Origin of the sequence: Chitinophaga polysaccharea (assembly GCF_007829335.1) — a bacterium.
Taxonomy (GTDB): domain Bacteria; phylum Bacteroidota; class Bacteroidia; order Chitinophagales; family Chitinophagaceae; genus Chitinophaga; species Chitinophaga polysaccharea_B.
Genome location: NZ_VIWO01000001.1, coordinates 1,865,494 through 1,887,543 on the forward strand (window position 1 = coordinate 1,865,494; position 22,050 = coordinate 1,887,543).

The 22,050-nt window shown below is 47.7% G+C and carries 14 protein-coding genes; 10 read left to right on the forward strand and 4 right to left on the reverse strand.

Annotated features, from left to right (window positions below):
• Positions 1 to 81 precede the first annotated feature (81 nt).
• From FHW36_RS07780 to FHW36_RS07810, 7 genes are all read left to right on the forward strand, one after another.
• Positions 82 to 2,037: a heparinase II/III domain-containing protein gene (locus tag FHW36_RS07780; RefSeq protein WP_145664996.1), complete on the forward strand. Its 1,956-nt coding sequence runs from the start codon at positions 82 to 84 to the stop codon at positions 2,035 to 2,037.
• Between the two features lie 118 nt (positions 2,038 to 2,155).
• Positions 2,156 to 3,421: a DUF2264 domain-containing protein gene (locus FHW36_RS07785; protein WP_145664998.1), complete on the forward strand. Its 1,266-nt coding sequence runs from the start codon at positions 2,156 to 2,158 to the stop codon at positions 3,419 to 3,421.
• Between the two features lie 30 nt (positions 3,422 to 3,451).
• Complete coding sequence (gene kduI, locus FHW36_RS07790) at positions 3,452 to 4,294, forward strand: 5-dehydro-4-deoxy-D-glucuronate isomerase (protein WP_145665001.1); 843 nt, start codon at positions 3,452 to 3,454, stop codon at positions 4,292 to 4,294.
• 18 nt (positions 4,295 to 4,312) lie between these two features.
• On the forward strand, positions 4,313 to 6,529 hold the full coding sequence (locus FHW36_RS07795) for a glycoside hydrolase family 88 protein (RefSeq protein ID WP_222429002.1): 2,217 nt from the start codon (positions 4,313 to 4,315) through the stop codon (positions 6,527 to 6,529).
• 49 nt (positions 6,530 to 6,578) lie between these two features.
• Complete coding sequence (locus FHW36_RS07800; protein ID WP_145665004.1) at positions 6,579 to 7,340, forward strand: SDR family oxidoreductase; 762 nt, start codon at positions 6,579 to 6,581, stop codon at positions 7,338 to 7,340.
• Between the two features lie 17 nt (positions 7,341 to 7,357).
• On the forward strand, positions 7,358 to 8,413 hold the full coding sequence (locus FHW36_RS07805; RefSeq protein WP_145665007.1) for a LacI family DNA-binding transcriptional regulator: 1,056 nt from the start codon (positions 7,358 to 7,360) through the stop codon (positions 8,411 to 8,413).
• Positions 8,414 to 8,434: 21 nt separating this feature from the next.
• On the forward strand, positions 8,435 to 9,631 hold the full coding sequence (locus FHW36_RS07810) for a glycoside hydrolase family 88 protein (RefSeq protein WP_145665010.1): 1,197 nt from the start codon (positions 8,435 to 8,437) through the stop codon (positions 9,629 to 9,631).
• Between the two features lie 84 nt (positions 9,632 to 9,715).
• On the opposite strand, the gene FHW36_RS07815 is transcribed toward FHW36_RS07810, so the two are convergent.
• The 4 genes from FHW36_RS07815 to FHW36_RS07830 form a co-directional block, all read right to left on the reverse strand.
• On the reverse strand, positions 9,716 to 10,240 hold the full coding sequence (locus tag FHW36_RS07815; protein ID WP_145665013.1) for a GNAT family N-acetyltransferase: 525 nt from the start codon (positions 10,238 to 10,240) through the stop codon (positions 9,716 to 9,718).
• 30 nt (positions 10,241 to 10,270) lie between these two features.
• Complete coding sequence (locus FHW36_RS07820; protein WP_222429003.1) at positions 10,271 to 14,227, reverse strand: Pls/PosA family non-ribosomal peptide synthetase; 3,957 nt, start codon at positions 14,225 to 14,227, stop codon at positions 10,271 to 10,273.
• A 237-nt stretch (positions 14,228 to 14,464) separates the two neighbouring features.
• On the reverse strand, positions 14,465 to 14,884 hold the full coding sequence (locus FHW36_RS07825; protein ID WP_145665016.1) for an SRPBCC family protein: 420 nt from the start codon (positions 14,882 to 14,884) through the stop codon (positions 14,465 to 14,467).
• Positions 14,885 to 15,313: 429 nt separating this feature from the next.
• Positions 15,314 to 16,150: a methylated-DNA--[protein]-cysteine S-methyltransferase gene (locus FHW36_RS07830; protein ID WP_246121101.1), complete on the reverse strand. Its 837-nt coding sequence runs from the start codon at positions 16,148 to 16,150 to the stop codon at positions 15,314 to 15,316.
• A gap of 223 nt (positions 16,151 to 16,373) precedes the next feature.
• Between FHW36_RS07830 and FHW36_RS07835 the strand changes: the two genes are divergently transcribed.
• The 3 genes from FHW36_RS07835 (at position 16,374) to FHW36_RS07845 (ending at position 22,050) form a co-directional block, all read left to right on the forward strand.
• Entirely contained in the window at positions 16,374 to 16,949 is a 576-nt protein-coding gene (locus tag FHW36_RS07835) for an RNA polymerase sigma-70 factor (RefSeq protein WP_145665022.1), read from the forward strand.
• 84 nt (positions 16,950 to 17,033) lie between these two features.
• Positions 17,034 to 18,158: a FecR family protein gene (locus tag FHW36_RS07840; RefSeq protein ID WP_145665025.1), complete on the forward strand. Its 1,125-nt coding sequence runs from the start codon at positions 17,034 to 17,036 to the stop codon at positions 18,156 to 18,158.
• Positions 18,159 to 18,648: 490 nt separating this feature from the next.
• Positions 18,649 to 22,050, forward strand: coding sequence for a TonB-dependent receptor (locus tag FHW36_RS07845; protein WP_186452333.1), 3,402 nt, complete (start codon positions 18,649 to 18,651; stop codon positions 22,048 to 22,050).

Below are 22,050 nucleotides of genomic sequence, written 5' to 3' on the forward strand. Positions count from 1 at the left end.
ATAGCAGGGAACAATAAATATATCGTGCCACCGCTATTGGCGGTGGCATGTATTTTTTATCTTTCTGAAAATAAATGTCCTATGTACATTAAAAATATTGTTGGTGCATTATTGCTTACGGTGAGTTCCGGGATGTTTACTGCTGCTATAGCACAGGAACACGCGAAAGAACGAAACTATCTCTACAACGAATATCAGCAGGAAGGCGGGGTAGCTGCTTTCAAGAATATCGCCGCATGGAGAGCGCAATGTTTGCAGGGCATAGTCGGGAAAATGAACAATTTACCGGCGTCTGTAAAGGCAAACCTGTTAAAGGAGGCCGACAAAGCTATGTCTTTTAACTGGCCTGCCTTGCCGGCTACGTTATACCTGCAGTACCGGGATAATGGCAACCGGGTCAACTTTGAGAATGCGCAATTTGAGCGACGTAAAGTATTAGCGGCCCTGGTAGCGGGGGAGCTGGCAGGTGGTAATGGCAAGTATATTCCACAGATTGTAAATGGCTTATGGGTTATCCTGGAAGAGAGTACCTGGGTATTGCCGGCGCATGTGGGCGCCCAAAAGGCGGGTACCGATTTGCCAGACCCCACGGAGCCAGTGGTAGATTTGTTTGCCGGTGAAACATCCGCCACCCTTAGTTGGGCGCAGTTCTTACTGCATGACCAGCTGGACAAATTCTCCCCCATTGTGAACAAGCGGATCACGTATGAGCTGCAACATCGTATTGTAGAGCCTTACCTGCAACGCAACGATTTCTGGTGGATGGGCTTCAAAGGACAGACGGTGAATAACTGGAATATCTGGATTAATACGAACGTTTTGCAAACCGCTTTGCTGAGTATAAATGAAACGGATATACGTAATAAAGTAATTGAAAAAGCGATTCATAGCGCCGATAATTTTCTCAATGGTTATCCGGAAGATGGGGGATGCGATGAAGGGCCTACCTACTGGGGACATGCAGGCGGTAAGCTGGCAGAGTTTACTACCTGGCTCACAGATGCTTCCGGCGGCATGTTAAACTGGAAAAGCAATGAACTGATTCACCGGATAGGCGCCTATATTTATAAGATGCATGTTGACAGCAGCCGGTTTGTAAATTTTGCAGATGCTTCTGCCAGCACTATTCCTCCGCCACATACCGTGTATCTGTATGGAAAAGCTTTTGGTGATCTTTCCCTGAAAAGTTTTGCCGCTTACCTGGCAGCGTTGGATAATCCGGATACAACAAAGATAAAAGCGCCGTCACTGGCTTTCTTTCTTTATAACATGGCATTACGGGATCAGCTGAGGGGAGTACAACCAGCAGCGCCTTATACCACCGAAAACTGGTTGCCAGATTTACAGGTATTATCGCTCCGTTCAAAACAGGGTACAGCCAAAGGCCTGTTCTTTGCAGCGCAGGGTGGCCATAATGCAGAAAGTCATAACCATAATGATGTAGGCAATTTTGTGTTGTATATGGATGGCGCACCGGCGTTGATAGATGTGGGTGTGGGTACTTATACCAAGCAAACGTTTAGTGCTGACCGTTATCAGTTATGGTTTATGCAGTCGCAGTGGCATAACTGTCCTACCATAAACGGCGTGCAGCAGCACGATGGGCGCCGGTTCCAGGCCAGGGATGTACATTACAGCAATAATAAACTGAGCATGGACATTGGTGCGGCGTATCCCGAAACGGCTATGATACAGTCGTGGAAGCGCACTTTCACTTTTACCCCCGCGAAGCAATCGTTGTTGCTGGAAGAGGCTTACCAGCTGACCGCCTGGAAAGAACCATTCTTGCTGCATTTTATGACTTGCTTACCGGCGGATACCCATACTCCCGGCAAGGTGGTCCTGCAGGGTAGTACGGCTAACCTGGAGATGACTTATGATCCGGTATTATTTGAAGTGATCACAGAACGTCAGGAAGTTACTGATGGTCGGTTGTCGCCGGTATGGGGTGATCATGTTACCCGCATCAGTTTAAAAGCGCGTAAACAGGCTTTATCCGGGCAGCACAGCGTTAATTTTGTGATGCGCCGGATTTAATGGATTTCCGTTTTTTTGTAAAAAAGCTTGATTTTTGCAAACGTTTGCATTACATTAGTGCTATTACAGCCGTATATCCTCGAAAGAGTCACATTAACCACGTCAAAGTAATTCTACATTGGAACGCAGAAACTTTATCAAAATAGCGCCACTGGCTGGTTTAGCCGGGGCCATCGCGCCGGCCGGCGTACTGGCCTCCGCCATGAATGAGCGTAGCGCTTCCCCGATAGGAGCAGCTATACCTGACCGGCAGTACCAGGTGAATTTATTACATCGCATTGCCCGGCCGGTGGTAGAAAATATGAGTAAAGGCACGTTAAAGAAAAATATGCCTTTAGAGAAAGGCCCGGGATATGGGCTGGCAGTGGAGAAGGTAACTTACCTTGAAGCATTTGCCCGTTGTATATCCGGTCTGGCGCCCTGGCTGGCATTACCCGACGATACTACGGCGGAAGGCAAGCTGCGGCAGGAAGTGCGTGGACAGGTATTACAGGGCATTGCGAACGCCGTGAATCCTTCTTCTCCCGACTATCTTAACTTCCGCTCAGAAAGCCAGCCACTGGTGGATGCCGCTTACCTGTGTCAAACATTTATGCGGGCGCCGGAAGCGTTGTGGCAACCGCTCGATAATACCACCAAAGCCAATGTGGTGAAAGAGCTGAAAGAGTTGAGACGCATCCGTCCTGCTTATAATAACTGGTTGTTGTTTGCCGGTATAGTAGAGGCTTTCCTGTTGTCGATCAACGAAGAATGGGAGCCCATGCGTACCATGGTAGCCACCAAAAAAATACAGGAATGGTATGCGGGGGACGGCTTTTACAGCGATGGTGCGCAGTTTTCATTAGACTACTATAACGGGTATGTGATGCATCCTATGTTTACCGATATGCTGAAAGTATTGGTAGATAAAGGACAATGGGCCAAGGCCGATTTAGAACAAGGTATCAAGCGTATGCAGCGGTACGCTGAACTGCAGGAGCGCATGATTGCGCCGGATGGTACTTACCCTGCATTGGGAAGATCCATGACCTACCGTACGGCTGCATTTCAGCCGTTGGTACAGCTGGCGCTTCAGCACCAGTTGCCCGAAGCTATTGTGCCAGCACAGGTGCGTTGCGCCATGACCGCCATTATGAAAAACATTTTCGAAATGGAAGGGACTTTCGATAAGCAGGGATGGCTACAGCTGGGCATTTGCGGGCATCAGCCGGAAGTAGCGGATGTATATACTTCTACCGGTAGTTTATATATCTGTACCAATGGCTTCCTGGCATTGGGACTGCCTGCTACAGATCCTTTCTGGACCGATCCTGCGGCAGAATGGACCGCGCAAAAGGTATGGTCAGGAAAGAAAATAAAGAAAGATTATCACGTCAACTATTAGTATCAGGCATTATAAAATATTGAACACTATATGAGCACCACGTTAGCATCCAGGTACGCCAGCAGCCCCACAGAAGTGAAGCACATGGATACCGCACAGCTGAGACAGGCTTTTCTAATGGAGAAACTTTTTGAAGCAGATCATATTTACTGGACACATACACATTATGACCGCTACCTGTTTGGCGGCGCTATGCCGGTAAAAGGACCGGTAACGCTGGAAACTATCGACCTGCAGAAAGCCAGCTATTTCCTGGAAAGAAGGGAGTTGGGTATGATCAATGTAGGTGGCGACGGCATTGTAGAAGCAGATGGCGTAAAATATGAATTGGCGTTTAAAGAAGCGCTGTATATCGGAAAAGGAAGTAAAGACATCGTTTTCCGGAGTAAGGACGCACAAAACCCGGCTAAATTTTACCTGAACTCTACCCCGGCTCATCATACATATCCTACCCGTAAAGTATCTAAAAAGGAAGGAGAAGTGGTAACACTGGGTACATTGGAAACATCCAATCACCGTACTATCAACAAGCTGCTGGTAAACAGTGTACTGGAAACCTGCCAGCTGCAGATGGGTATGACAGAACTGCAACCCGGCAGCGTATGGAATACGATGCCAGCACATACGCACGACCGGAGGATGGAAGTGTATTTTTATTTTGAAATACCGGAAGGGCAATCGGTATGTCACTTTATGGGACAACCACAGGAAACCCGCCATATCTGGATGCAGAATGAGCAGGCCGTGATTTCACCTCCCTGGTCGGTACATTCCGGTGCAGGCACCAGCAACTATACCTTTATCTGGGGAATGGCGGGTGAAAACCTGGATTACGGCGATATGGACCATTGCAAGATCACGGATTTACGTTAACTGATAATAGTTGTTATCATGATAAAAACAATTATCGCAGGGGGCTTGCTGGGCTTGTCTTTCCTGCAGGCCGGCCTACCGGTATATGCTGCGGGTCCGGCTACAGCAAAGCATGCCACGGTATTCGAAGAAGTGTTTACAGCACCTGCTGTAAGGGCACAGATGGAGAAAGTAGCTTCCTGGCAATGGCGTCACCTTACGGAACAGGGCTGGAATCATGCGCCCACCGACTGGACCAATGGCGCTATGTATGCCGGTATGATGTCGCTGGCACAGGTAACCGGCCGCTCATTTTTTGTAGACCGGCTGTTACAGGTAGGAAGGGATAATGAATGGAATACCGGGCCTGATCGCTTTTTTGCAGACGAATATTGCGTTGGGCAGTTGTATGCGCAGCTGTATAGCGCATATAAAGACCCGGTGATGATAGACCGCTTCCGTAAGCTGGCCGACAGCATTGTGGCACAGCCGCATACAGAATCGCTCGAATGGAAGAATGGAATTCATCACCGCGAATGGGCCTGGTGCGATGCCTTGTTTATGGGCCCGCCCGCACTGGCTTATTTGTCAACCGCCACCGGCGATCCCCGTTACCTGGAAACCGCCGATAAACTATGGTGGAAGACGACCGATTTTTTATACAACAAGCAGGATAGTTTGTATTACCGCGATGGCAGTTATATTGGTAAGAAAGAAAAGAATGGCACCAATGTGTATTGGAGCCGCGGCAACGGATGGGTAATGGGCGGACTGGTACGTATGCTGGATAATATGCCCGCCGGATATGCTGGCAAAGCACGTTTCCAGGAACTGTACAGGCAGATGGCCTACCGTATTGCAGCGTTACAAACCGCAGATGGCACCTGGCATGCGAGTCTCCTGGATCCGGCTAACTACCCTGCCAAGGAAACAAGCGGCACCGGCTTTTACGTATATGCGTTGATGTGGGGTGTGAATAATGGATTGCTGCCGGAGAAAGAATTTATGCCGGTGATACAGAAAGGATGGCAGGGATTAGTAGGTTGCGTACATCCCAATGGTAAACTGGGTTTTGTACAGGAAATAGGCGCTGCCCCGGGAAAGGCCACCGCAGATGATACAGAGGTATATGGCGTAGGTGCGTTCCTGTTAGCAGGATCAGAGTTGATTAAGTATGATTTAAAGAAAAATCCTGCGGCGGTTACCATCTCCAATAATACCGGTATTAACCGGGAAGGGGATCTTGTGGAGATTCCTTATGCCTCGTTGACAGCTAAGATGGGAAAGTCTTTACCATCGCCTTTTAAGGTAGTGGATGCGTTGAGCGGACAGGAAATTCCTTACCAGCTGATTTATGAAGGTGGCAAAACGGCTAGGCAGCTGCTGTTGCAGGTAACTGTACCGGCGGCATCACATGTATATGCACGTTTGGAAAAAGGTAGCCCCGTGCCCGTGAAAACAGCCACCTATGGCCGTTATGTACCGGAGCGTAAAGATGACTATGCGTGGGAAAATGACCGGATGGCTTATCGTATGTATGGAAAAGCATTGGAGCAGGTCCCAAAGGAAATGGCCTATGGTATTGATGTATGGGCAAAGCGGACTACCGATATGGTGATAGATACCTGGTATAAACTGGATAATTATCATCACGACAATGGCCAGGGATTGGATTACTTCAGCGTGGGCCTGACGTTGGGTGCTGGTGACACCGCCCCTGCCGGCAAGGATACCATCTATTACCCAAAGAATTACCGTCAGTGGAAATCGCTTGACAATGGTCCGTTGCGTACTACGTTTGCACTGACTTACGATAGTTGGCAGGCGGGTAGTATACCCGTTACCGTTACCAAAACAATTTCGCTGGATGCAGGTTCGCAACTCAATAAAATGTCAGTGCAGTATCATTTCAAGGGTAATGAGCTCCCGGTGGTAACTGGATTAGTGAAGCGTAAAGATCCGGGTGCTATGCTACTGGACGAAAAAAATGGGGTGATGGGTTATTGGGAGCCTGTACATGGTGAAGATGGTACCATTGGTACGGGTTGTGTATTTGCCCGCGAAGTACCTGGTATGAAGGCAGATAATGTACATCTGTTGAGTCCAGGTACTGCCGGCAGTGAGCAGCCATATGTATATTACTTCGGAGCAGCCTGGAGTAAGGGCGGCCGGATTACCTCTGCTGCTGCCTGGTTCAGCTACCTGGAGGCATTTTCACAGAAGATCAGACAACCTTTGCAGGTGAATATTCAATAATATTCTCTTCCATCCGTTACAGGTGGGAGGAAGAGCTTAACCTATTTTTATGGATTTATTTCAGTTAAAAGGAAAAACGGCGCTGGTAACGGGATGTAAACGAGGCATCGGTAAAGCGATGGCGGTGGCGCTGGCATCGGCAGGTGCTGATATTATTGGGGTTTCCGCTTCCCTGGAGCTGAGCGGTAGTGAGGTGGAAAACGAAGTAAAGGCCCTGGGGCGTAATTTTAAGGCGTACCAATGCGATTTCTCCAGCCGGGAAGCGCTTTATGCCTTTATCGGGCAGCTGGGGCAGGAAGCGCCTGTAATTGATATCCTGGTGAATAATGCGGGTACTATTCTCCGGAGGCCGGCAGCAGAGCACCCGGATGAATACTGGGACGAGGTGATTAACATTAACCTGAACGCCCAATTTATCCTGACCCGTGAAATTGGAAAAGGAATGATTGCACGTGGAAGCGGAAAAGTTATCTTTACAGCCTCTTTGCTCACTTTCCAGGGAGGTATTAACGTACCGGGTTATGCAGCCAGTAAGGGTGCTGTAGGATCGCTGGTAAAGGCATTTGCCAATGAGTGGGCTTCAAAGGGAGTGAACGTGAACGCCATTGCCCCGGGATATATTGCTACGGATAACACTGCGGCATTGCGGGCTGACCAACAGCGGAGCACCTCCATCCTGGAGCGTATTCCGGCAGGGCGCTGGGGAGAGCCGGAAGATTTTGCAGGACCAGTTATTTTCCTGGCTTCCAGGGCGGCAGACTATGTACATGGTACCATTCTCACCGTTGATGGCGGCTGGATGGGAAGATAAAAATTTATATTCCACACATGAGCAAACGTACTGAAAAAACGATAGTAGATATCGCAGAAGAGTTAAAGCTTTCTGTATCTACGGTGTCACGTGCCCTGAATGATAATCCTAACATCAGCGCACGTACGAAGGATAAGGTGAAGAAAATGGCCCGCAAACTGGGGTATCGTCCCAATGCGCTGGCAGCAGGGTTGCGCAATAACAAAAGTAAGACCATCGGTCTTATTGTACCCCGTATTTCCATGTTCTTCCCGGCGACGATCAGTACCATTATTCAGAATAAACTGCAGGAGTATGGGTATAACCTGATCATTTGCCAGTCGAACGATTCGTACGACCAGGAAGTGGCACTGGTAAATACCCTGTACTCCGCCAGGGTGGATGGTTTGGTGGTGTCTACTACTTTATATACCACCGACTTCTCACATTTTGATGTTTTTAAGGATAACAATATTCCCCTGATATTTTTCGACCGGGTACCCAAAGATTACAATGTGAAAGTAATTAAGGGAGATGATTATGTAGGAGGATATACCGCTACTACCCACCTGATTGAAAGGGGCTGTAAAGATATTGTGCATATTTCCGGGCCGCTTACCTGCAACCTGTATGTAGAGCGGGTATCAGGTTATAAGCACGCTTTGCAGGAGAATAAACTGCCGTTTAAAAAGACACGTGTTTTTTACCAGGAACTGACCCGTGATAATGCCTGGCAGGCCTGTGAAAAGATATTCGCGCAAACGCCTTATCCCGATGGTATTTTTGCCTCCAATGATACCACTGCGATTACTATTATGGAGTATTGCCGTAAAATAAATGTGCGGGTGCCGGAAGACCTGAAAATTGTAGGGTATTCCAACGATCCGCGTACAGAAATAGTAACGCCTCCCGTTACCAGCGTAGACCAGTATCCGGCGATGATGGGCGAGCGGGTGGTAGCTGCTTTAATGGAGCTGATCACCAACCAGGCCTCTGCTACAGCGCCCCGTTATTCACAGGAAATAATACCTATTCAACTGATAGCCCGCGAGTCTACTGCCGGAACGGTAAAGACTGGCGGAAAAAAGAAATGATCATTTTACAATCAAACGTTTATGAAAAAGAACCTGTTCTTTACGGTATTGCTATTGCCAGTACTGATGGTGCAAACGTATGCACAATCCGGTAAAGCAGACAAGGCTCTGTTGGCAAAAGCCGATGCCACCTTGCAATTTGCCGCACGGCAATATAAACTGATGATGACCCATGTACCGGATGGCGTGTTGCCCCGCACTACCGACACCAAAGATGGCAGCTTAATGACTTCCAATTCTGGTTGGTGGACCTCCGGCTTTTATCCCGGTACTACCTGGTACCTGTATGAATACACGAAAGACCCGGCATTCAAAGCCGAAGCCTTGAAGCGCATGGAGCTGGTAAAAAAAGAACAGTTCAATACCCATACACATGACCTGGGATTTATGATGTATTGTCCTTTTGGCAACGCCTTAAGAATCACGAAAGATACCGCCTATAAAAGCATATTGCTCACCAGCGCCAGGTCTTTGTCGTCCCGCTTTAACCCAACCGTGGGCTGTATCAAATCATGGGACCATGGTACCTGGAAGTTCCCGGTAATCATCGATAATATGATGAACCTGGAGTTGCTGAACTGGGCTACGCGTGAAAGCGGCGATCCGCAGTTTGCGAAGATTGCCCGCACACATGCCAACACCACCATCAAAAATCATTTTCGCCCGGATTACAGCTCGTATCACGTAGTGGATTACGATCCGGCTACCGGTGCTGTACATGAGCGTAAAACCCACCAGGGAGCGGCCGATAGCTCCGCCTGGTCACGTGGACAAGCCTGGGGACTTTATGGTTATACCATGATGTACCGGGACACTAAAGACAAGACTTACCTGGAACAAGCCCGCCATATAGCAAATTATATCCTTAATAATCCGGAGATGCCGGCAGACGGGGTGCCTTATTGGGATTACGATGCGCCCGGTATTCCGAATGCGCCCCGCGACGTATCTGCAGCAGCGGTTGCCGCGTCTGCCTTACTGGAGCTGAGTGGCTACACCAATAAAGCCGATGGTAAACGTTACTGGAATGCAGCAGAAAAAATGCTGAACAGTCTTTGCAGCCCGGCTTACCTGGCTAAGGAAGGAGAGAACAACGATTTTATATTAATGCATAGCGTAGGTTCCCTGCCGCATAAATCGGAGGTGGATGTGCCACTTACGTATGCGGATTACTACTTTGTAGAGGCGTTGCTGCGGTATAAGCAATGGGCTAAGTAACTATTGTCGTAATAGTCTATAGCGGGAGAAGATATAGTAAATATATCTTCTCCCGCTGTATTTTTTGGGATGAGGCCTAAAGATTTAAAGTTGCTCCGGAAACAGTGGTAGCGTGTTTTTCCCATCATCGGTTAACCATTTCTCGTATACCAGTCTTACCGGGGTATACTGTTGAGTGGCCAGGAATTGCTGCATGCGGTGATTATTGGTAAGGGTATACCTGACGACCCGGCGTATGCCTTTCGCAATATAGATTTTCTCCAGCTCCTCATTCATCAGGCGGTAGATACCCTGGCGACGAAATGCTTTGTCTACATAACCGTCAGATACGTACAGGGTATCATTGATATAATCCTCAATACGACTTTCGTCTGTTTCTTCTAAGTAGGCAAAGATGAAGCCTGCCGGTATATTATCTGCGTATGCCAGCAGACAGGTACCATCGCAGGTTTCCTGGGTGTCTATTACGTGTTGCATGTAGTCGGCCGCAATATTTTCCCAGGCGGCTGTTTTCAGGAAAAATTCCTTTTCCGAGATATGCAGCTGTTCCATCATGCTGTTGATAAGCGCATAATGTTCGCGGATTTGTATGGGTTGGATGGTGATCATTTTCGTTTACCCGTCATCGTTATATCAAATTTATTCCGGCTTTACAGGGCTGCCTGTCCAGTTGGTACCAGGTTGTAATTTTTCACCTTTCATCACGAGCGACAGTGGGGTAATGTTGACATCGTCCCCGATTTCGCTATCGTATAAAATGATAGACCTGGCGCCTATGCTGCTTCTGCGGCCTATTTTGATAGCGCCTATTTTCATGACCCGGTCTTCAAACAGGTGGGTTTGCGGGCCGCTATCTTCATTCAATACGCTGTCTGATCCGATTTCCACCATATCAAATTCGGTGATATCGGCGGTATTGAGTACAACGCGGTAGCCTGTTTTTACGCCCAGCAGCCGCAGTAAAACCGGCAGCCAGGGGGTACCTTTCAGGTATTCCAGCAGGAAGGGAATAGAGAGCGCTTCGTAGGTAGAAGTGATCGCTTCACTGCGCCATACTTTGGATGTCCACATCGGGCTTTGCAATGGTTTATATACCCCTGTTAATACCCACTTCAGTATCACCGTGAAGAGGAAGGCAGGGAGCCCGAGGAAGAACAGGTAATAGAAGGGGAACTGCAGTAAGATCATCCACCAGGGCTTATCTGTTACCAGGTCATGCGCATAGGCGATGAACAGGATACTGCAGCAGATCACTACTGTTTCAGGAATGAGTATACGTACAAACTCCACGAAAGCCCTGGCCAGCCGGCGTTGTGGTGAAGGCGTGGTAGTGAGTTCCGGTGGAAAGAAATGGCTTTCCTGCCTGCGGGGCAGCGCGATGGCAGGTGAACCAAACCAGTCGCGGGCCTTGTCGGCCGCCATTTGTTCTTTAGAAGGTGGAGTCGACAACACACCAATCAGCATGTTTTCCGGCAGCACATATCCCTGTGGAATGAGGGCGCTATTGCCCACAAAGCTGGTATTGTGAATAACTGTTTTTTCCAGGATGAGTTGCTGACCACGTACATCTGATTCGCCGAGTGTAACGGCATCTGCAATAAAAGCGCCGTCGCCTATTTCCAGGAGCGGATGGGTAACGCTGCTGGCAGTGGATACTTCAGTATTTTTTCCAATTTTAGCACCCAATGCGCGGAATAGTGAGGAGATGTATACTGTAGCAAAAATGGGATGTATTACAATCAGCGTGAGGGACATCAGCTGATCTGCAAACCATTTGCGCACATAAAAGATGCTGTACACGGGATAGGTGCCAGGTTTGATACCCCATTGCAACAGGCGGGTAAGCAATACCGTTTGACCGGTAAACAGTATGATATAGCTCAGTGCAAGCGCGGGGGTGATCACCATGTAGTTGAAGTTATAATCCGGCGCCGCATTATCCATCTGGTTGAGGGTAATGATGGTGGGTAATAACGGTAATAACACGGTGAAGGGAAACACCAGCAGGAACAAAGAGAAAATGATGCTGTATTTGAAGCGGGTAGCATCGGATACCGGAAGTGGTTGCGGTAACTCGCTGATGCTTTTGGTAGTTTTCAGGGTAGCGGGACTTCCCTGCCATACTTCCCCGCTTTTAGCGGTAGTACCGGGAGACAGGTAGCTAAGGTCCTGCAGTTCGCTCCAGGCTTCCATAACGGTGTCGCCTCCAATAATGGCACTGCTGCCAACATAGGCGTGGTCGCCCAGGTATACCGTACGGAGTTTCAGGAGTCCGTCTTCAATAAAGGCATTGTTGATCACCGCCTGGGAGCTGATGCTTACATCGCTGCCAATGGTGACCAGGTCTTCTGCGCCGATGGTAACTGCGCCGAGTTGTGCATCGGGGGCTATTTTTACCCCGAGCATACGCAGGTAAGCAGGATATAAGGGTGTTCCGTTCAGGAACTGTGAAGGCATCAGGCGTTGACTTGTTTTTACCAGCCACCAGCGGAAATAGTAGCTGCCCCATACGGGATAATCGCCTGCTTTCATTTTACCAATGGCCAGCCATTTGGTGGTGATGATAAGCGCGGAGAATACAGGCGGCAACAGGCAGAACATTGCCAGAGCAGTAAGGATGGCATATCCCAGGTGGCTGGTGGCTTGTTCTACGTAGTAGTAGCCCAGGTAGGGCAGGAATATCTGCATGGCAAATAAACCGAATATCACCAGGATGGCAATCGTTTGGAAGAACCAGCAGGTAAGGTGGCGCCACCAGGGTACTTTATTGAATACTTTTTCTTTGCGTTGACTAGCTTGTGGTTGGGCAGACCATACATTTACCAGCTCCTGTAAAGGCCGGTGAATATAAATATCTTTCAGCGATGCCTGTGGTATATTGGCTTCCTTGCGTAGGCGGGATACAAAGGCGGCGGCCAGCAGTGAGTGGCCTCCCAGGTCGGTAAAGAAGTCCTGTTGCAGATCAATATTGCGATCAGGAAATACCTTAGCCAGGATCATCATAACCCGGTCCTGCAATGGAGCATTGGGGTCGATGGCTTCATGACTGGTTACCTGGGTAAAGGCGGGTGGTACCGGTAGCGCCTTCCGGTTTATTTTACCGCTTGGGAGCCGGGGCATGTCGTCGAGCACCATAATGATACCGGGTACCATGTAGGTGGGTAATACTTTGGCCAGGTGGCTTCTCAGCATGGATTCATCTACCGGCTGACTATCTTCTCGTACGATATATCCCACCAGCTGATCCTGGTCGTTACCGTCTTTTTTAACAGCAACGGCCGCGGCGGCAATGCCATCTACAGCATGCAGCTGGTTTTCAATTTCTCCCAGTTCTATGCGGTAGCCGCGTAGTTTGATCTGGTCGTCGAGCCTGCCCTGGAAATCGATGCTGCCGTCGGGCAGTATGATAGCGGCATCGCCGGTGCGGTACAGGCGATCGCCGGGTAGTTCGGTCATGGAGCTTGGCTTATCCACAAATTTCTCCCGGGTAAGTTCGGGCCTGTCGATATAACCGGCGCCTACGCCTGGTCCTGAAATTACCAGTTCTCCCCGTTCTCCAACGGGCAGGATATCCAGTTTTTCATTGACAACGGCCATGTTATAGTTAGGTAATGGCTGGCCGATGGTGATATAATCGCCGGGTTTAAGCGCGGCGAAAGTGGCGCTTACCGTTGTTTCCGTGGGGCCATAGCTATTGAAGAAATGGCGTGGGGGAGCGGCCCATCTGGCCAGTACCTGTGGGGTACAGGCTTCTCCGCCGGCATTGATCAGGCGCAGGGAGGGGATGTTATCATCCATGATGGCCAGTAAACTGGGCACAGCATGGAGTACCGTAATTTTCTCGCGGCGCAGTACATCGCCCAGCTCATCAATGGCTTTGGCGGTAGTGGCATCGGCTACCCAGAGGGTAGCGCCTACAAAGTAACTGAGCCAGGTTTCCTCGCACCACATGTCGAATGATACGGAGAAGCCCTGGTATACTTTATCGTTGCTACGGATGTTCAATATCGTTTGTTCCGCCCGGATCAGGTGGCATATCTGCCGGTGGCTGATCGGGATGCCTTTGGGTTTACCGGTACTGCCGGAAGTGTATAATACGTAGGCGAAGTTATCGGGAGAAGGGCCCTGGCTGAGGGTAAACATTTCTGTACTATCAGGAACAGGGGGCACTTTCAGTACGGCTGCTTCCAGCTGAAGGGGTTCTTCACTGAAGCAGGCAGCTGCCTTTACTTCTGTGAGTACACCTTCTACACGTTCTGCCGGCATCTCCCGGTCCAGCGGCACATAGGCGGCGCCGGCCTTGATAATACCCAATATAGCGGCATGTAATTCCAGTCCCCGGGGCCACCACACTCCTACTACGCTACCCGGCCCTATCCCGTTTGATTGCAGAAAGGTGGCTATCGCATCACTCCAGTGATCGAGTTCTTTGTAGGTGAGCGTTTGTTGTTGGAAGATCAACGCTGTATGATGGGCGTGAGCTTGCACAGTACCAGAGAATATATCTGCCAGGGTTTCATCGTGGAGCAAATCTGGCAACTGGGGCCCCTTAACTATACTATAAACATTCATAAATTCGCGTTCCCGTAGGTTCATTGGTATTACGTATGCGCAAAGTTACTGGTAAGAATCGGTGTATAGTCTTATAATATCCTTAAAAATAATAAATTATTTGCTAAAATTTTCTTATAATAGGTGCCCTGTTATGCGGCTCTTTCCCGGTTAGATAGCTATTTTTACCCCGGCGGAAGAGCTAACTACCTGGTTTTTATTTTCCAGCTGCTATCAGTTTATGTGTCGTATAGGTGTTCCCGTTATAAACGCAATTGAAGTTTATATTTTAAGCCGCCGGCTTATCTCATCAAGCACATGGCCCCAGTAATTTTTCATCGCCTCCCTTTCCTGCCCGTTTTTCAACCATTCATGATGGAAACTGATAGTCGTTTTTTCTTTGGCGGGGATAATACGTATTTGCAGGGTAGACGTTTGTGGGTCCCCGGGTTGTTGCCATTTCATACGGATTACTTTCCCCGTGGTTACGGAAGATACGGTGATGGTGATACCAGTTTTGGTAGTATAGGTATTTCCTTTTTCAAATGGAAGGTCTGCTTTGTCATCCAGCCAGGAGCTGAGCAGGGGGTGTGTAAACAGCAGCTCCCACGCCTGGTGGGGCCCAATGGGAAAAGTACGCCTGATCCCTATTTCCCAGCCCTGGGAGGTCGTGCGGCCTACCGGGTTTTTCGTTGTTGTCATTTTTTTTACAGGAAGTTACGAAAAGCAGGAGATATTGAGATGTATAAACTATTGATAATGTGTGGTATGCTGCCAGGATAGCTAGAAAGAAATAAAACAAGCATATTAATACTTGAAAATGTAAAATATTTTTTTACTTTTAAGTAACGCTAAAGTTCAACTTCAGCGGGATAAAACGAAACGACCAAAATTCTGAACAATATTTCCAGCGCATTAATTGAGTTGATTAATTAGTACGAAAGACCAAAATCTGATTCCATGAGAAAATCACTACTCATGCCGTGCGGCATGTCGTTATTATCTTTTATTTCCCTGTGCCCATAATAACTTCTTTTTTTCCTCGTCTAACCGGCAGGCATTTTTCAGTGCCAGTCTTTTTTTTCATAAGCAAAAACGGGGCTGTCCTTCACAAGCGGGCAGCCCTTTTGTTTATGATCCAGAGGATTGTGTACGAGCCGCTTCCCAGCCTATCATGGCGTTTTTGCGGGAGATTCCCCAATGGTATTGACCGGCTTCTCCCGACGCTTTAATTACGCGATGACAAGGGATGAGGAAAGCTACCGGGTTTTGGGCTACAGCCGTACCTACCGCACGGGAGGCACGGGGATGGTTTATTTCTTCTGCCAACCGGGAATAGGTAGTGAGGTTACCCATCGGGATTTTCAGCAGGGCTTCCCACACTTTCAGCTGAAAGTCGGTGCCCCTGAGATGCAGTTTTATCTCAGACAGCCGGCTCCAGTCCTGGGTAAATATATACAGGGTATTTTGTTGTATAACATCCACCATTTGCATAAACTCCGCGTGGGGGAATTGTTCTTTCAGCGCCTGCAGGGCTGCTTCCGGCTGATCGGCGAAAGCCATATGGCAGATACCTTTGGCCGTAGAAGCCACCAGGATATTGCCGAAGGGACTTTCCGCGAAGCTATAGTTGATATGCAGGGCTTTGCCACCATTTTTATATTCTCCGGGTGTCATACTCTCAATGTTAATAAACAGATCGTGTAAACGACCGGTACCGGAAAGACCTGCTTCAAAGGCAGCGTCAAATACGGTGGTTTTCTCTTCCCGTAGAATGCCTTTGGCGTAGTCCAGCGTGAGGTATTGCAGGAACTTCTTAGGTGTTACACCTGCCCATTCCGAAAACACCCGTTGAAAATGAAACGGGCTCATATGTACGGCGGCCGCTACTTCCTGTAAGTCGGGTTGTGTTTTGAAATTACTTTTTATGTAATCTATTGCAGTGGCTATTTTATCGTAATTGTTCATGGCTTTATCATTTGAAGACAAAGTTAGTTCCATGAATGTCGGCAAAAAACCCGGTTATTGCGGAATCAGTAAAAGCGCGGGTGGGAGAAAGGCAGGTTAAAATACAACTGTTTTTTGATTAAAAAATAGGATGAATTTAAATGAATAAACATTAGCTTGCGCAAACAACACGTTTTATCATCCTTTATCCTGGCAGCGGCAACTGCTGATTAAATAGCATATAATGTCTGGTTGGGCCATTATGGAAGACAGTGAACTTTTGAGCCACCTTAGGAAGGGGGAAGTACGTGCATTTGATACTATTTATGACCGCTACTGGTCTGATTTATTTAAACATGCTTATTATACGCTGAAGAGCCGCGACCTGGCCATGGATATAGTACAGGAAGTATTCACGTGGCTATGGCTGCACCGGGAAACGGTGGCCATCACCTCTTTAAAACATTACCTCAAAGCGGCCACACGTTTTAAAATGGCTAATCAGCTACGGGCCAGCAAGACGTGGCAAATATTTATTCACGATCTGCAATATACCAGCGACAACAGTACCACGCCAGATGAGCTGGCAGTGCGCGAACTGACTTCCGTTATTGCACAGGCGGTAGATGCTTTGCCTGATAAGTGCCGCAAAGTATATAGTTTGAGCAGGAACGAGCAATTGTCGCATGCCGAAATAGCCTCCCGAATGAATATTACCGTTAAAACGGTGGAAAACCAGATCACTATTGCCCTGAAGCGGATACGCTTATTCATTGGGCATTCCATGATTATTATCTCCTGCCTGCTTTCTCATTTATAGGCTTTCTTATTTTAAAAAAAAATACCGGGACTTTTGGGGGGAAACCTTTTTTCAGGTGCCTTGGTATATAAACGTCCATTTCACGTGAATCATGATCAACTGGTACAATTAGCCCAACGCATTGCGGATGGGACAGCAACAACAGCGGATATTTCGCTGTACAATGAATTGTTGAGCAAAGTGGACGCAGGGGAGGACTGGGATGAAGCGGAACTGGGTGACAGAACGGCAACAGAAAAACTATTGCGTCGGCGTATTTATCAACATGCCGGTATCCGCAGGAACATGCTGTGGAGCATGGTGGTGAAAACATCGGTAGCTGCTGCAATAGCGGCGCTGATGGTGTTTACCGGTATGAAATTATGGAAAGCGGGTAGCCAGCAAAAAGACGGGGATAAGTTGATGGCCGGAAAAGCAATGGTACCTGGAAGTAACAAAGCTGTATTGACGTTGGCTAATGGGGAAACCGTAGTACTGGATAGCGCGGGTAACCGGGTAATGCAGCAGGGAAGCGCTACCATCCATCTGCGTAATGGAGAGGTGGTGTATAATAATACGGCTGCACAACAGCAGGCATTTAACGTATTAACCACACCGGCGGGAGGACAATACCAGCTGGTATTACCGGATGGTACTAAAGTATGGCTCAATGCCGCTTCTTCTTTACGTTTTCCGGCAGGATTTGATGGAAAAGAAAGAAGGGTGGAACTCAGCGGCGAAGCCTATTTTGAAGTGGCCCAGGATACTAAGATGCCATTCGTTGTACAGTCGGGCGACAAGCAAGTGCAGGTATTGGGTACTCATTTTAACCTGATGGCCTACCAGGAGGAACCGAGTACAGATGTAACATTGCTGGAAGGTGCAGTAAAGGTGATACACAGGACAGATACGGCTTTGCTGAAGCCGGGCCAACAAGCGAAGCTGGTGGACACCCGGCGCATACAGCTGGTACTGCATGCTGATACCGAAAAAATTATTGCGTGGAAAAATGGATTCTTTTCATTAAATGGGGAAGGTACTGAAGTAGTGATGCGGCAGCTGGCCAGGTGGTATAATGCGGAAATAGTATATGCAGGTAAGATACCAGATCTGAAATTTGAAGGCAGTATTAAGAGAAGTTATGAACTGGCCGATGTACTGGCTATATTAGAAGAAAGTGGAATTCATTTTAAAATAGAAGGCAGAAAAATTATTGTTTTGCCGGCTTAAGCGTTATTGAAATTATCCAGGACAAATGATCGACACCAAAATCGCTAAAAAAAACCGGGAATGCGCTAACATTTCCCGGTTGTAAAAGGCAATAAAACATACATCTGTTAAGCATTTTTCATTACCTAAATCAAATTTATGTTATTAAATTCTCGTTTCCAAGCCTGCCACGGGGGAGTATTTTCCGTTCATCCATCTCCAGATCATTATTTTATTACCGGCAGATATGCTATGGCATAATAATGACGGCATTCGACAGTGAACCATCAACAGTGAACATTTAACGGCTAAAAGCACACATGTAATTACTACTTATGTTATGATCAACACGTGAGCATAGCACTTCCGGCATACGCTAATATGCCCGATATCGCCAGGCTATTCTCATGACTATCTGTTAAGCATCCTTAATTATCTATCTATGTATCTAACTGCTTGTTTAATCAACAATGGCAGGCGTGTACGCCTATTGACCAAAATCTGGAAAATCATGAAACTCACGGCTTTTATTCTCCTGATTTCATTCCTTCAAATCAGTGCAAAAGGATTAGCACAAAAAATTACCCTGGTAGAGCGGGATAAGCCTATTGGCGAAGTATTGCACAAAATAGAGCAACAAAGCGGCTACAAGTTTTGGTATCATTCCGGCGATCTGGATGATACACATGCTATAAACATTGAAGCCCGTAACCTGCCGTTGTCGCAGGTACTGGATATATGTTTTAAAGGCCAGGGACTTTCCTGGAAAATTATTAAGGAAACGATTGTATTGAATCGTGTTATTACGCCGGCGCCTGCCGCGCCACTGGCCGATACCTTACGTGGACGTATAGTGGATAACACCGGAAATCCTGTACCCGGCGCCACTATCCAGTTGAAGGGTTCCAAAGTAGCTGCTATCTCGAATACAGATGGTTACTACCGGCTGCCAGGTATTTCCGGGGATGCTATCATTATTGTTTCCAGTATTGGTTTTCAACGCCAGGAAATAGCTACCGCTGGTAGAAGTCACCTGGATATTAAAATTGTGCCTGAAGTATCAATGCTGGAAAACGTGGTAGTAGTGGGATATGGTACGCAGAAGAAAGTAAATCTCACCGGGGCTGTAACCCAGGTGTCCGGTGAGGTGCTGGACAACCGCCCGATAACCCGTATCAGCCAGGGATTACAAGGTATGGTAGCAGGATTGAATATCGTTACCAACACCGGAGGCGGTGCGCCCAATGCCACACAAAATATCAATATCCGCGGGTATACCGGTTTAGGCACAACCGGCGGACCGCTGGTTGTAATTGATGGTATACAGGGAGGTGATATCAATGCCATTAATCCCAATGATGTAGAAAGTATTTCTGTACTGAAAGATGCTGCCTCTACGGCCATCTATGGTTCCAGTGCCCCTTATGGCGTTATCTTAATTACCACTAAAAAAGGTAAGCTGGGCCAGCCCACCAAGATTGCCTATAATAACAATCTTTCCTGGGCACAGGCTATTAATTTGCCTAAGATGCTCAATTCCCTCGACTTTGCTAACCTGTATAATGAAGCCTTCGTGAATGCAGGTAAAGCTCCCGACTTTAACGATGAAACCATTGCGCGTATCAAAGCCTACCAGGATGGCACCCTGGCCACGCAAACGATCAAGAATCCCAATGCGCCCAACGGCTGGAACAGCTGGGCCAGCAGCAATGCGAATAACGACTGGTTTAAAATATACTTTAAGAATTTTGCTTTCAGTCAGCAACATAATATCAGTGTTAGTGGCGCTTCCGAGAAAAGCAATTATTATATCAGCGTAGGTTACAATGACCGGTCAGGTATGTACAACTTCGGTAAAGACGACTTTAAACGTTTTAATATCCGTGCCAACCTGACGTCTAATGTTACCAACTGGCTTACGTTCAACTTCAGAAGCACGATGTCGCGTTCGCTATATAATACGCCCAACGTGTATTCTGGACAGACCGGTGGCAACTACATGCACCAGATTGCCAGAAAATATCCCACGGTGGCTTTGATTAATCCGGATGGTCATTATTCAGATGAAAGCAATGTGCTGTTGCACCTGCAGGGTGGAAGAGATAAGAGTACGGAAGATCAGCCTATGTTGACCGGTGAATTCCAGATCAAGCCGCTGAAAGGGTGGGATATTACCATGAACTATACTTTTGATGGTGATATGTACGACCGGCAAAATCAACTTAAAACCGTATATGTGTTTCTACCGGATGGTACTACTGCGCCTTCTTCCGGTACTTCGCCCAACTCTTTTACCCGGAATAATTACCGTAATGAACATCATATTGTAAATGCTTTTACTTCTTACGAAAAGGATTTCAATCGCCATCACTTCAGGATTATGGGCGGTTTTACGAGTGAGCTGACCAATTATACCTCGTATTCAGCTTCCAACACCCAGTTGTATTCTAACGATATTCCTGCTTTAAACCTTACATATAATCCTACTCCTTCTGTGGGCGATCAGGTACGCAGATTAGCAGTAGAAGGTTATTTTGGCCGGTTCAACTACAACTTTGCCGGTAAATACCTCCTAGAAATCAATGGCCGTTATGATGGTACATCCCGGTTCCTGGCAGGTCGTCGCTGGAAGTTATCCCCTGGTGTTTCTGCCGGGTGGAACCTGGACCGCGAAAATTTCTGGAAATCCATTAGTCCTGTCATCAATGCCTTTAAGCTGAGGGCTTCCTATGGATCTTCTCCTGACCAGATGTTCCTGGGTGATCCAGGTATTTACAGTTACTATCCGTTTTATCCGTTGCTGGGAACTACCAGTCCTAATAATACTTCCTGGCTGTTTGGGGGTAACAAGCAGGCATCTGTAAGCCAGCCACCGCTGGTAAATCCCGACCTTACCTGGGTTACCACTACATCTTATGGAATTGGTACCGATATGGCTTTGTTGAATAACCGTTTAACCGTTTCTTACGACTACTATATCCGTAAGGCCAGTGATTTTGCCGGCCCGGCCGCGGTTGTACCTGTATTATTGGGAACGGGCCTTCCCAGTGTAAACAATGCCGCTATTCAGACAAAAGGCTTTGAAGTAACGGCCCAATGGTCTGACATGATCGGTAAGCTGCATTACAGTGCCCGCGCTTCATTGTCTGATTACCGTGGAAAAGTAGTCGCTTACAATAATCCTCCCCGCTCACTCAGCACCTGGTATGTAGGTCAGCAGATGGGAGAAATCTGGGGATATACGACCAATGGATTGTACCAGTCCGATGCCGATGCTGCCAAAGCGCCGGTAGCCAGCTTTTGGAAAAACGGATGGCGTGCAGGGGATGTAAGCTACGCCGACCTTAATGGAGACGGACAGATTAACAACGGAAAGAATACAGCAGATAGTAGCGGCGACTTACGTGTGATTGGTAACAACACGCCCCGCTACCAATACAGCCTGAATCTGAATTTCGATTATAAAGGATTTGACCTGGGTATTTTCCTGCAGGGAATTGCCAAACGCGATGCCTGGGTGGGGTCTAACTACTTCTGGGGAATTACCGGCGATGAATGGCAAAGCTCTCCATTTACTGTACAGGCCAATAACCGTTATACTGCCAGTACGCCTAATGGCTACTTCCCTAAATACTATATGAGCAGCGAAAATAACAAGAACACACAAGTACAGTCAAGATACCTGCAGAATGCGGCCTATCTCCGTATTAAAAGCGTACAGTTGGGATATACCTTACCAGCCAGTATGCTGTCTCATGTGCGTATACAAAAGGTAAGGGTATACTTCAATGTGGAAAACCTGGCTACGTTTACGAAGCTGATTAAAACTATAGATCCGGAACTATCTATCAGCGATGCTAAAATTTATCCTTTGCAGAGGACTTTCTCTTGTGGCATCAATGTTATTCTTTAA